The following is a 13,382-nucleotide window of genomic DNA, read 5'->3' as shown; positions in this document are numbered from 1 at the left end:
GTACACATAATTTCATGTTAACGCTCGAATTTCATGTCACACTTCTGTGTTGTTGAGACTTTTCTTTTTTAAAATCATTACCACTGTATTTGATAGCTTACCCAACTCTTTTTTCCAGTCTTGAAGCAACTAGTGACAAGGCGTAGCAAACGACAAAATACAAAACAGCCAGTGCAACGAACATAGGAATCATGTATCTCGTGTTCTGCCCATAAATTATCTGTGCTCGATACATTAATTCTGGTAAAACAATGATTGTGGCCAAAGACGTGTCCTTTATCAATGAGATAAATTGACTTACCAAGGGCGGTATCATCTTTCTTAACGCCTGCGGCAAAACGATATACCATAGTCCCTGCCAATAAGTTAACCCGTTTGCGCGTGCGCCTTCCATTTGTCCAGTATCAACAGCCAAAATTCCACTTCTCACAATTTCAGCAATCATAGCTGATTCAAAAACTGTCATGGCGGCAATTGCTGCGGTTAATGGTTCCATCCTGATTCCAATTTTTGGTAATCCAAAATACGTGAAGAAAATCAGTAGCAGCAAGGGCAGATTCCTAATCAAATCAATAATAACTCCAACAACTCCCGAAACGACTGGGTAACGAATATATCTAACAATTCCTAGAAATAAGCCAACTATTGAGCTCAAAATTATTGAAACAACAGAGACTTCTATCGTGACCCATAATCCTTCTAGTAAGAAGCGAAAGTTTATCCAAGTGTATGCTTCAGCAAAACTATTCATTTATCCGTTCCCCCCTAGGCCAATTTCTTTTCGAGATACCGCATATAATAACTTAACGGTAATGTGATTATTAAATATAAGACACCTACAGCAATATAAGTATTAAAAGTATCAAATGTTGCTGAAGCAATCATATCTCCTTGATACATTAAATCAAATCCAGCTACAAAAGCTAATACAGAAGAATTTTTCACTAAATTAATAAACTGATTTCCCAATGGTGGAATAACATATTTAAAAGCTTGGGGCAAAACAATATGCCACATTGCTTGCATAAAACTTAATCCATTTGCACGTGCACCTTCCATTTGTCCACTGTCGACTGCTTGAATTCCCGCTCGAACTGTCTCAGCAATGAATGAAGAAGTATAAAGAGTCAATCCAATCGTTCCTGCAGTAAAACCATCCATCGGTAAAACATATTGCGGTACAACCACATAGAAGAACATGCCTATTACTAATAATGGGATATTACGAAACACTTCGATATAAATTCTACCAATAACGCGTAAAAGCTTAGAGGGTAAAACCTCAAAGATCGCAAACGTAGAACCGATTATCAGACTAAAGAATAAGGCAATAACACTGCATAAAATTGTATTTCCTAGGCCTGTCAGCAATTCCTGCCCATGCTGTTGAAAAACACTAATCATTGTTGACTCGCCTCCTTCAAGTTAAATCCAGCTACATTTCCAAACCATTTTTGCAACAGTTTCTGATATGTCCCATCTTTTCTCATCTCAGCTAAGGCCTTGTTGATTTTATTCTTTAGCTCTGTTTGTCCTTGATTTACGGCTATCCCATAAGGCTCATTAGTGAATGTTCCCCCAACTACCTGGTACCCAGGATTTTCCGAAGCAATACCGAACAAAATACCATTATCTGTTGTAAGAGCCTGCCCTTGACCTGATTTCAAAGCAGTAAATGCCTGCGCATAATCTTCAAGTTCCAGTATTTTGGCTTTTGGTGCTGACTTTTTAATATTAACAGCAGATGTCGAACCTTTAACTGCTAATACTGTTGTTCCAGTTTTATTCAAATCCTTAACATTCTTAATACTGCTGCCCTTCTTTACCAACAACGATTGTCCAGCTGCAAAATACACTTTTGAAAAATCAACAATCTTTTCGCGGTCCGGTGTAATTGTCATTGTTGCGATGATTGCATCAATATTACCATTTTTAAGTAGTGGTATTCTTGTCTTACTTGTAACTTGGACGAATTTTGCTTTGCCTTTCGAACCCAATATTTTTTTAGTAACTGCTTTAGCAACATCAATATCAAAGCCTTTAATCTGCCCAGTCTTAACATCCATCAACCCAAAAAGACGAGTATCAGCCTTAACTCCCCACGTAATGGTATTGTCTGCCTTGTCCTCACTCCATGTACTTTGTGTTTTTGAAGACGAGCAAGCACAAAGGAGACCTCCAAGAATAAAAATACCTAGCGTAAGGAGCAATTTTCTTAGTCTTTTCATCAACTCTCCTCCTCTAATGCTTGATAATCTTACTTAGAAACTGCTTTGCACGTTCTTCTTTAGGTGCTTCAAAAAACTCATCTGCATGTGCATCTTCTAGGATTTCACCCTTGTCCATAAAGACAACTCGGTCAGCAACTTCACGAGCAAAACCCATCTCATGAGTTACAACAACCATTGTCATACCTTCTTTTGCAATTTCCTTCATTACGTTCAATACATCATCAATCATTTCTGGATCAAGTGCAGATGTTGGTTCATCAAATAATAATGCCTTTGGTTTCATAGCCAAGCTTCTGGCAATCGCAACTCGCTGCTTTTGCCCACCAGACAATTGTTTTGGATAAGATTCTGTCTTATCTGACACACCGACTGACTCTAACAACTTCAAAGCAGTCTCTTTATTTTCCTTTTCATCTCTCTTCAAAACAAGTTTGGGTGCTAACATAATGTTTTCAAGTACAGTCTTATTATCATATAAGTTAAAATGCTGAAAGACCATTCCTACATCTTTACGAATCTGATTCAAATCTGTTTTTTTATCAGCCAAGTCATAGCCATTAACTAATAATTGGCCCTCTTCAATCTCTTCCAAACCGTTAATTGTACGAATCAAAGTACTCTTACCTGAACCTGATGGACCGATTACGACCACCACTTCACCTTTTTCAACCTGTAAATTGATATTTTTCAGAGCATGAAATTTCCCATAATACTTTTCAACTTTTTTAAATTCAATAATTGGCATATTTTGTTCCCCTCCCGCGTAAATTAATATACGATAATAAACATTCTAATTAAATTTTCCTTTTTATGCAAGATATTTCTTTTTGTCTCTCGCCTAATTGACGGTATTAACGGCTTTTATTTGGTAAATTATTTATTTTTAATACTAAATAATTTTCCAAGACAAAACAAAGGAGCTGGATCAAAATTTAAATCTTGACCCAGCTCCTTCACTATTATTTCGTATAAACGTGCTCGAATTTTAACGACCTATATTGCTCTTTCTACCAATTACTTTTTTAGATTCAACTTAATATTCCGATTTTTTACTTGTTCTTATATGCTACCTGTACACCAAGGCTAAAGGGTTGCTCCTCCGACACAAGAGAAGATCTGCCTGCAAATTTGTGTGGTCCACCTTCGATTACAACTGCAGCAAGAAATATTTCGTATTTATCGCCTATATCGGAAACTGGGGTTAATCCAACCCGTACTATTTCGCCTAACTCTTTTCTCTCCAGCGGATTTACTCCACCAAGAATAACAAATTTATCTCCGCGTTTCTCTAATTCGAAATATGGAAGTGCCACTGGTTCCAGCAGCGCATCAATTCCGTTAGTATTTGTACGAGCCACCTTAAGCTGCTGTTCTTCTGACAGCCCGCCAAAATTTAAACTAAGATATCCTTGTTGCTCCAATACCTCTACTATTTTTCTCAGATTATTATGATGCTCTTGATTCATTTTAAGCGAGGCCGGCAACATCTTCTCATTATCAAATATTCCGTTAGTCTGCACATATCCTGCTTTGGACAGGTTACTATTTTTTTCTATCTTTTCTTCCCTTGGCTTCATATGCAATTTTTTCTCGATCCAAGGAGAAAAATCAATCCGTGATTGTTTTTTCGTAAAATAGTGAATAACATTTAAATATGAAAAGTACGCCAACGCAATAAATGCCAAGATAAAAAGTGCTCCTCTTGTCATAAATCCATTCTTAAAAAATTGATATGCTACGTATAATAGATAAAAATTTCCTACGGTTCCAAGAATGGTATAAATCCTATTTTTCAGCTTTACATTTATATTGATATATCCTAAATAACTATTGATAATCCCAATTATACTAAACAAAGAGGCACCTCCTATTCCGACCTAGTCGTTTGCGCACTCGAACTTGTATTATCAGTTTGAGTACCCTGTGTCGAACTGCTTGTAGTAGTAGAAGCGGTAGATTGACTTGCGCTGCTCTCATCTTGAGTTTGATCATTATCACTCGAAGATAAACTGCTACTACTTGAGCGTACGCTGCTGCTTGACCTTGATATTGTGTCTCTTTCTTCTGAACTGCTATCTTTTTCTGAGGAAGACAGAGACTCCGACGAACTGCTTGAAGAAAGACTACTTGAGGAAGGTTCGCTAGATGGGGCTGAACTTTCTGAGCTTACTGTCCTGCTCTCACTTGAACTGACTGCGGATGTTGATGTTTTTGTCACAGTCCGCCCTTCATTTGTATGTGTCACAGTATTTACTGCAACATTCGTAGCTCCAAGTGCTAAAACTACTGACATTACCGCAAACGGCGTAATGAACGGTGGCGTTCGATATGCCATTTAAATCGCTCCATTTCTAAATATTATTTATAATGCTATTCTAAAATATTTATAGGATGTATGGTACTTCCTACATCTAATTTTTGCCTAATCTTATACAATCTGCACAGATTCCGTATAGTTCAAAATGATGATCATCAATTTCACATCCAGGAAGCTGCTTTTCAAAAAAGTCCAAAGGACACATCTGTACTTCTTGAACTTTTCCACATTTTTTACAAATAAAATGATGATGATGCTGATGCACAAAGTCACACTGATACTTGACACAAGCAATCCCGTCACGTGTCCGCTGCTCAATTATCCCAACTTCTTGAAACTCCTTGATGTTTCGATAAATGGTATTGTGACTCATACCTGGATAAATCTCATGCATATACTTATCAACGGCTGCAACATTAACATATTGTTCTTGAAAATGGCTAAGATACTCTAACATACTTATTCTTTGCTTTGTGATCTTATAATTGTTTTTCTGTAGTATTTTCACTGCAACTTCAATCATTTTTTTCGCCTCCATAATAATATTAGCGCTCAAGAATATAGTCTTCATTTGATAGTTAGTCATTAACTACCAGTTAATATTAAAATTACATATAGTGTTATGTTATACCTTAAATCCTGCATCTTTTAATGTCTGATTCACGATGTGTTTTGTATTCTGCCATACTCCATTTTCAATTACTGTGCAAAAGGGTACTAATTTTTGCGGTATAGTCATATCCCGTCTTGCTTCCAAACTTGTTAAACGTTTTGCAACTTCCTGCTCGGATTCTCCGCGCTTCAAAATCCGTCCTGAGATTTGCTTTGTATCAGGAACCTTAATATACCAAAACAATGTTTGAATATCTTTTATTGCCTTTTTATAACTGAGAACTCCCTTAGTGTCCAACACTATGGTTACTGTATCCGACTTCTGAAATGCCAACTCCAGTCCCTCATAGGAAGAACCATACATGTGTCCTGCGTATTCCACATACTCGATAAAGTGATTTTTATAAAAACTGTCTTCTGATTCGAAGTAATAATCAACTTTATTTTTTTCCATTATCCTAGGCTGTCTTGTGGTATGCGTAATCACCCGCTGAAATCCATACTTTTTTAGCAAATAATTCTGCACGGTCGTCTTTCCTGAACCCGGTGCTCCACATATGACTATTAATCTTTTCATCTTTTCATCCATTCCAAGTCATTAATTAACTAAGCTGTCTTTTTGCATTTTGGATAGTAACCATTATCCATATAGCAATTATAATGACTATAGTCCTTTATTACTATGAAAAAGCCAATAAAAAACTGTTATTTCAATATTTTTTCATACATTTCACAAAGAATACTATCACTCGGGCACTCCAAACCAATTTATTTTCCTAACATGAATTGACAGATCACTTCAATTACGTTTATTATCTAAGTCAGTATTTTAAATAAAAAAAAGGTGAGGTATTTCTTTTGAATCTAAAGGAACGCATTTTACGCAAAGAAAGTCTATCTCGTTATATTACCAAAGATAATCGTTTTGTAAAAACCTTGGGTGCTGGTGATCTTATTGCACTTGGTGTTGGAGCTGTCATTGGTGCCGGAATCTTCATACTCCCAGGAACTGTGGCTGCTATGCACACTGGCCCAAGTATTGTATTATCATTCATTTTAGCAGCGATAGTCTGTTCCACAGCCGCACTATGCTATGCTGAATTTTCTGCTTCATTACCTATTGCTGGCAGTGCCTATTCATTTGGGACTATCGTCTTTGGCGAAATTATTGGCTGGTTTCTCGGTTGGGCTTTAATACTTGAATACATGCTTGCCGTTGCTGCCGTATCAACAGGATGGTCAGCTTACTTTAAATCTTTTCTACTAGGTTTCGGTATTCAGATTCCTAAGGCACTGAGTGGTAATTTCGATCCAGCAAATGGAACATACATTAATCTTGCTGCAGTTCTAATCATTCTCTTGATTTCTTTTATGCTCTCTAAGGGTGTCAAATCTTCAATTAGGATCAACAATGTTATTGTATTGGTAAAAATAGCTATTATTGCAATTTTCCTAATCGTTGGTGCATTCTACGTTAAGCCTGCCAATTGGCAGCCATTCATGCCCTTTGGGGTCAATGGAGTATTCGTTGGTGCTTCTTCCGTGTTCTTTGCTTATCTTGGATTTGATGTGGTCTCCGCTTCAGCAGCTGAAGTTAAGAACCCTCGTAAGAATATGCCATTGGGTATCCTAGGAACGCTCGTCATCTGTACAGTTCTTTATATCTTAGTTTCCATTGTTTTGACTGGTATGGTTTCTTATACTAAGCTTAACGTAGCCGATCCAGTTGCTTTTGCGCTCCAATCCGTGAACCAAAATTGGGTAGCAGGTATTATTTCGATAGGTGCCTTAGCTGGAATGTTCACAATGATGGTAACTATGATTTATAGTAGTTCTCGCTTGATCTATTCGATCGGACGAGATGGCCTTTTACCTGATTTTCTTGGAAAAATTAATTCCAAGAGTCATACCCCTAACAACAGTATGCTTATCGTTACGATTATCATTGCTATTATGGGTGGGCTGGTTTCGCTTAATCAACTTGCCAATCTGGTAAACATTGGGACCTTGATTGCATTTACCTTCGTTTCATTCGGAGTAATTCCTCTTCGCAAGCGAACAGATATTTCACATGATGGGTTTAAAGTTCCACTTTATCCCATTTTACCGGTTATCTCTGGAATTTTGTGTATTATCATGATGACACGCCTATCTGTAGAAACATGGGTTGCATCAATCATCTGGTTTGCCATAGGTATGGTTCTTTACTTCACGTATGGTATAAAACATAGTAAACTATCTGATTAATTCCTAACAGCTACTATTAACATGCTATGTTAGGTTAAAAAAACATCATTACCATAATTACTAGTATTATTGCTCGATAAAAATGAAATGCTTTGCTTATATTTTGCAGGCAGATATAACAAGAGGCACGTTCAAAAATTCAATTTTGAACGTGCTTTTTTGATCCACATAAACGTGTTTCATAAGTCAAAATTCTCCATCTAGCTTCGCACTACTCCCTCATAGTTAAAAACTTGCTATACTCTTAATTTCTCATTAGTACCCAGTTCTTACCAACTCATGCCGCATTCTTTATTCCACCCTTTTTTATTTTGCTCAATTATATTGTATAATCAAGCGATTGAGGAATTTAAAACAGGAGGTATTATCTTGAAAAATAATCAATTTGCTCATATTACCACTTCAGATTCACAAAAAATTGCTGAGCTTAAAAGTATTGGTTACTTGACTACAGAAATGCTTGCAGAAAAGGATCTCACCAAATTATGGCGTGAGTTAACTATTCAGATGTTTCCACAAGCATTAACCGCCAGCTCTAGGTCTGAGAAGCTAGCATCACTTTTGGCAGATGAAAATACTAATTTACGTACATATACTGATCAAGGAAAATTTTCAGTAACCGCATTTTACAATGTTGCACTACAACTATTGGAGTTTCTACCATCTATTGATTTTGATTTTTCGAATCCATTGGTTGCAATGAAAAAAATCAATCTTCCATACATTGACGACATTTCTAACACAACTTCATTATTAGCTGCATGGTATGAACTATTGTGTACCCACACCAAAAATGGTCAATTATTGATTGATGTCCTAGCTGCAAAAGGTTTTTTCGTGAGCTTTTACGGAAAAATCAATCATCCGCTCTTCTTTAATGGTAAGGCCCAGCCGGTATTTGACACAGATAAACTAATCCGTGAGGTTGTCTATGTCGAATCTTCATTGGATACCGACAAAGATGGTAAGCTTGATTTGCTAAAAGTAGAAGTAATCAGACCGGTTGAAACAAATACTGGATTAAAAGTACCAGCGTTGTATACTGCCAGCCCTTACAATCAAGGAACTAACGATGAGGATGGGGATAAGCGCATGCATTCTATGAATGTTCCTTTGACCCACAAAACTCCCAATGATACTGTTTACGATGATATTGCCTATCACTCTCCTAAATTGTCGCTGCCTAAACCAAGAGTGAAGGTTGGGACTACTAAAAAAGCGGCCGAAACTTTTAGCAGAGAATTCTCGTATACACTCAACGATTATTTTCTTGCACGAGGTTTTGCTGCTGTTTATGCTGCTGGCATTGGTACGATGGAATCAGATGGTGTTCGTACGTGCGGTTCAGAAGATGAGACAGCCTCAACTGTCGCTATTATCGAATGGCTAAATGGCCAACGAACAGCCTTTACAAATAAAACCGATAATATTCAAATCACAGCATGGTGGTGTAATAATGCAATTGCAATGACTGGGAGATCTTACCTAGGGACCCTCGCAACTGCCGCTGCGACAACAGGCGTTGCCGGACTTAAAACAATTATCTCCGAAGCTGCAATTTCCAGTTGGTACGATTATTATCGCGATGGTGGCTTAGTAGTAGCTCCAGGTGGATTTCCTGGAGAAGATGCCGATGTACTTGCATTGGAATGTTTCAGTCGAAAAAAACAGGCTGGTGATTATCTAACAGTTAAAAAATTTTTTGACCAACATTTGCAAAAAATTACGGAAGGACAAGATCGAACAAGCGGAAACTATAATTCATTTTGGGATGCCCGTAATTACTTGAAAAATGTAAAAAATATTAAGGCCGACATTATAATGGTACACGGATTAAACGATTGGAACGTCAAACCCCGTAATGTCTATCAATTATGGAATGCACTAAAAGAATTACCTATAAAACAAAAGCTTATCTTACATCAAGGACAGCATATTTATATCAACAGTTTTCGTTCACTTGACTTCACTGACATGATGAACCTCTGGTTATCATATAAATTATACGGCGTCCCGAACAATGCTGCCGAAGTTTTGCCAGATGTGCTGGTGCAAGATAACTTGCAGGTTGAAACTTGGCAGAGTTATCAAGATTGGGACTCAAACGAAACTGTACAAAATTTACTTTTGCAACAACATGAGCTTGTTCCGGAAAATAGTGAGCTGCAAGATGGAGCATCTAATTTTCAAGACCACCTAAACGAAGCGGACTTTTCCCTGTACTCTGCAAATCATTCACTGTGGAAAGAACATCTCCTCCAAGTAGAAAATTCGCCATTGAAAAATAATCGATTGATTTTTAAATCCGCGATTTTTGACGAAGAGATGCTTTTACGAGGCACTCCTGAAGTCACTGTAAATGTTTCTACAAATAAAGATCACGGCTTACTAAGCTTCATGCTCGTTGATTATGGAAATGAAAAGCGACTTAAACCTGTTCCCACTACACTTGCGAGAAAGTCTCTCAACTTAGGTTTCCATTGGCGTGAAGACGACTTGACAGAATTTACAATGGACAAAGTGACACCTTGGAAGATGATCTCTGTTGGCCATATCAACCTTCAAAATCGTACTTCCTTATGGAAAAATGATGAACTGATTCCGAATACTTTTTATCCTGTCTCATTAAAGATGCAGCCAACTTTTTATAAAATCCCCCAAAATCATCAACTGGGATTAGTAATTTATGCTACAGATATGCGGATGACAGTCCGTGGAAATGAAGAACAATCGTATTCAATTCAATTAGCAGAAAGTAAATTGTCACTTCATCTCTCTAATACGCAAAAATAAATACTTTTTTGTATAATCATGGTGGTATGATTAACTTATTGATAAAGAAATCAGGTGTATACTAATGAAACAAGGAACTACTATACTTACATTAGACAACGGTTATCATCTTTGGACCCACACAGAAGGTGAAGGATCAATCAAATTACTTTGCCTTCATGGCGGCCCTGGCGGTAACCACGAATATTATGAAAATTTTGCTAGTAAATTAGCAAATATTGGTGTTCAGGTAACCATGTATGATCAGCTAGGATCTTGGTACTCTGATCAACCAGACTTTAGCATTCAAGAAAACGTTGATAAGTTTCTAAATATGGACTACTTCATTGATGAAGTAGAAGAGGTCAGAACGAAACTTGGACTAGAAAACTTTTACTTGATTGGCCAATCATGGGGCGGTATCTTAACACAGGAATATGCACTCAAGTATCCTGAGCATTTAAAAGGAATTATCATCTCTAGTATGACTGATAATATTGAAGAATACGTAACTAACATTAACAAGATTCGCGAAAAAGAATTTTCAAGCGCTGATCTTGCTTTCATGAAGAAATGTGAATCTGAAAATGACTATGCTAATGAACGTTATCAATCTTTAATTGACAAATTGAATCGTGGATATGTCGACCGTAAGCAGCCACCGGCTATTTCACATTTAACAAATACGATGGCTACACCAGTCTATAACTATTTCCAAGGTGATAATGAATTTGTTGTCACAGGCAAAATGAAGGGCTGGGATCGCAGAAAAGACATTCACAAATTGCAGATGCCTACTCTGATTACCTATGGTGAACATGAAACAATGCCGCTTGAAACAGCAAAACGAATGGCAGCAACTATCCCAAATGCGAGATTGGAAACAACTCCAAATGGTGGACATCATCACATGATTGATAATGCCCCTGTTTACTTCAAGCATTTGGAACAATTTCTTGTTGATGTTGAACACAACAATTTTCCAGGATCCAAAAATTAACACAGATTAAGCTTTTCCTTGAGCGGTAAAAACTTAATAGTCTCTAAGTACCACAGTAAATTATCAGTTGTAGCTGAAACATATGAGACATATTAAAGATACAGTCATGTGTAAAGAAAACACATCTTATCAGTTTCTACACTTTGAAAAATTACTGAAGAACCAGCTCAAAAATTAAATTTTGAGCTGGTTCTTTCGTTCGTTCCACATAAAAATGTTCTATAAGTCACTCTTTTCCCTTTTGCAGTCTAAACTAGCTACTTTTATCTTCCTCCCTATTTCATACAGATGGTTAAGAGTAATAGCTTTTTTCGTTGTTGCAAATTATGGGCAACTTCTCAGAAATATAGAATATCTTTTATCCCTTTGATATACTGAATCTGAAATAATCAGACGTCAGGAGACTTACCCATTGGAATCAAAAACACCAATTATTCGAGAATTTGCAAACTATACACTTAAAAATATTTTTGCCTCACTGGGGCTTTCGTTGTATGTGATTGTTGATACTTTGTTTATCGCACTCGCTGCCGGAGCGATTGGCTTAGCCTCTTTAAATATTGTTTTACCAATTTTCAATTTATTCAATTCTATTGGACTAATGCTCGGAATTGGTGGTGCAACTATTTATTCCATGAATAAAGAAAGAAACTCAAGTAATAATGACTCTCTATATGGTCAACTGCTTATCTCAGGAATCTTAGTTGGTATTTTCTTTATAATTATTGCGAACATATTTACCAACCAACTTTTATACCTGATGGGCGCTAATTCACAAACAATTAATGTCGCTGCTCCCTATCTCAGAATTATCTCTTTTTCAGCCCCGCTCTTTATTGTGAACTACATTTCAGTTAATTTTATTAGAAATGATGGTAATCCTAAATTAACAATGATTGCTACCTTGTCTGAGACAGGTGTGGTAATAATCATTGACTATCTTTTCGTTTTTGTGCTGGGACTTGGAATGAATGGGGCCGCTTTTGCAACACTCTTTGCACCTCTGACAAGTCTTGTAATTCTTACACATCATCGTTTCTTCCCAGCAAGAAATCTTAAGTTAAAATTGAGAATACCAAATCTTACCTTAGTAAAATCTGTTATCAGGCTTGGCTTTCCCTCCCTGTTAGCAGAACTAAGCACAGGAATTAGTATCTTCGTTTTTAACATTGTTCTCTTAAGATTAGGTGGTAATTATGAGGTTGCAGCTTATGGCGTCATTGCTAATATTTGTATCATCGTTCTGGCTTTCTTTAATGGTGTTTCATTTGGAATGCAACCACTTGTTGCTCGTGAATATGGCAGAAACAATTGGAAAGATGTACGCAAAATACTTTACGCAAGTTTAGTAACCTGTTCTGTAATTGCCTTAGTCTGTTATGTATTTTTAGTTATTTTTAAATATCCTGTCATTAACATCTTCAATAACGCACATAGCAACTTGCTGGTAACATATGCCAGCTACGGTATTCCTTTTTACTTTCTGAGTATCTTCTTTTCAGGAATCAATATAAATATCATGATTTTTTCTGTTTCTATCAATCAGCCACGACTTTCTTTTTTTATATCACTTCTTCGCGGCTACTTGATTTTATTACCAACTATTGTCATCTTTGGTTACTTATTTGGTGTAACAGGTGTTTGGTTAAGTGTTCCTTTTACCGAGTTGGTTGTTGCCCTTTTGAGTATACTTTTTCTACGGAACATACTCACTCAGAACTTTGCATGATATAATCTACACGTGAGGAGTGTTATTTAATGAATATCAAACGAATTGATTATCTTGCTTTAAATGTTGCAAATATCCCGCATGCTGTACGTTTCTATCATGAAGTTTTTGATATGCCTATCATCTCTGAAAATGCTGAAAAAGCAGTCATGCGCTGTGGCCACCAATTACTAGAATTGCAACTGGCACCAGCTGCAAAAAGCAGTCAAAAGGTCAGTTTCTGTATCGTAGCAAGTACACCTATGGAAGATGTGCTGAATCATTTAGCCAGTTACTACATCCCCATACTCGCTGATCCTGTCGAGAAAGTTGGAGCTTCTGGAAAGATGACCGCTGTTAAAATAAAAGACTATGATGAAAATATTATTGAAATTGCCGTCTATAAGCATTAAACAAGCTAAGCTAGGTATTCAAAAGAGGGGGCTGTGCCATAAGTCCCTAAGTTAAAGAGCTTCACCAGAGAAAGTAATGATT

General features: G+C 36.8%; 13 protein-coding genes. 5 read left to right on the top strand and 8 right to left on the bottom strand.

Annotation, left to right across the window (positions count from 1 at the left end):
• Window positions 1-97: 97 nt before the first annotated feature.
• From IV36_RS09735 to IV36_RS09700, 8 genes are all read right to left on the bottom strand, one after another.
• Window positions 98-751: an amino acid ABC transporter permease gene (locus tag IV36_RS09735; RefSeq protein WP_056992102.1), complete on the bottom strand. Its 654-nt coding sequence runs from the start codon at window positions 749-751 to the stop codon at window positions 98-100.
• A gap of 14 nt (window positions 752-765) precedes the next feature.
• The gene (locus IV36_RS09730; RefSeq protein ID WP_056992100.1) at window positions 766-1,404 is read right to left on the bottom strand and encodes an amino acid ABC transporter permease; all 639 of its coding nucleotides are present in this window, start codon (window positions 1,402-1,404) and stop codon (window positions 766-768) included.
• Window positions 1,401-2,228: a transporter substrate-binding domain-containing protein gene (locus IV36_RS09725; RefSeq protein ID WP_056992099.1), complete on the bottom strand. Its 828-nt coding sequence runs from the start codon at window positions 2,226-2,228 to the stop codon at window positions 1,401-1,403. The genes IV36_RS09730 and IV36_RS09725 overlap by 4 nt, the downstream gene beginning before the upstream one ends.
• A 13-nt stretch (window positions 2,229-2,241) precedes the next feature.
• Window positions 2,242-2,976 carry an amino acid ABC transporter ATP-binding protein gene (locus tag IV36_RS09720; RefSeq protein ID WP_056992097.1) on the bottom strand — a complete coding sequence of 245 codons (735 nt, stop codon included), beginning with the start codon at window positions 2,974-2,976 and terminating at the stop codon, window positions 2,242-2,244.
• A gap of 304 nt (window positions 2,977-3,280) precedes the next feature.
• Complete coding sequence (locus IV36_RS09715) at window positions 3,281-4,087, bottom strand: DUF6681 family protein (RefSeq protein WP_056992094.1); 807 nt, start codon at window positions 4,085-4,087, stop codon at window positions 3,281-3,283.
• Between the two features lie 11 nt (window positions 4,088-4,098).
• Entirely contained in the window at window positions 4,099-4,566 is a 468-nt protein-coding gene (locus IV36_RS09710; RefSeq protein ID WP_056992092.1) for a hypothetical protein, read from the bottom strand.
• A 76-nt stretch (window positions 4,567-4,642) separates the two neighbouring features.
• Complete coding sequence (locus tag IV36_RS09705) at window positions 4,643-5,071, bottom strand: Fur family transcriptional regulator (RefSeq protein ID WP_003689322.1); 429 nt, start codon at window positions 5,069-5,071, stop codon at window positions 4,643-4,645.
• 102 nt (window positions 5,072-5,173) lie between these two features.
• Window positions 5,174-5,737 carry a guanylate kinase gene (locus IV36_RS09700; RefSeq protein ID WP_056992090.1) on the bottom strand — a complete coding sequence of 188 codons (564 nt, stop codon included), beginning with the start codon at window positions 5,735-5,737 and terminating at the stop codon, window positions 5,174-5,176.
• A gap of 281 nt (window positions 5,738-6,018) precedes the next feature.
• On the opposite strand from IV36_RS09700, the gene IV36_RS09695 reads away from it, so the two are divergent.
• From IV36_RS09695 to IV36_RS09675, 5 genes are all read left to right on the top strand, one after another.
• Window positions 6,019-7,407 carry an amino acid permease gene (locus IV36_RS09695; protein WP_056992088.1) on the top strand — a complete coding sequence of 463 codons (1,389 nt, stop codon included), beginning with the start codon at window positions 6,019-6,021 and terminating at the stop codon, window positions 7,405-7,407.
• 369 nt (window positions 7,408-7,776) lie between these two features.
• Window positions 7,777-10,200, top strand: coding sequence for a Xaa-Pro dipeptidyl-peptidase (locus IV36_RS09690; protein WP_056992086.1), 2,424 nt, complete (start codon window positions 7,777-7,779; stop codon window positions 10,198-10,200).
• A gap of 64 nt (window positions 10,201-10,264) precedes the next feature.
• Window positions 10,265-11,179, top strand: a complete 915-nt coding sequence (locus IV36_RS09685; protein ID WP_056992084.1) for a proline iminopeptidase-family hydrolase — start codon at window positions 10,265-10,267, stop codon at window positions 11,177-11,179.
• A gap of 412 nt (window positions 11,180-11,591) precedes the next feature.
• Window positions 11,592-12,908 carry an MATE family efflux transporter gene (locus tag IV36_RS09680; RefSeq protein WP_056992082.1) on the top strand — a complete coding sequence of 439 codons (1,317 nt, stop codon included), beginning with the start codon at window positions 11,592-11,594 and terminating at the stop codon, window positions 12,906-12,908.
• Between the two features lie 29 nt (window positions 12,909-12,937).
• Complete coding sequence (locus IV36_RS09675; RefSeq protein ID WP_056992079.1) at window positions 12,938-13,300, top strand: VOC family protein; 363 nt, start codon at window positions 12,938-12,940, stop codon at window positions 13,298-13,300.
• Window positions 13,301-13,382 lie beyond the last annotated feature (82 nt).

This window comes from Liquorilactobacillus mali (assembly GCF_001437155.1).
In the GTDB taxonomy this organism is placed as follows: domain Bacteria; phylum Bacillota; class Bacilli; order Lactobacillales; family Lactobacillaceae; genus Liquorilactobacillus; species Liquorilactobacillus mali_A.
This window is presented reverse-complemented; position numbering and strand designations above follow the sequence as displayed.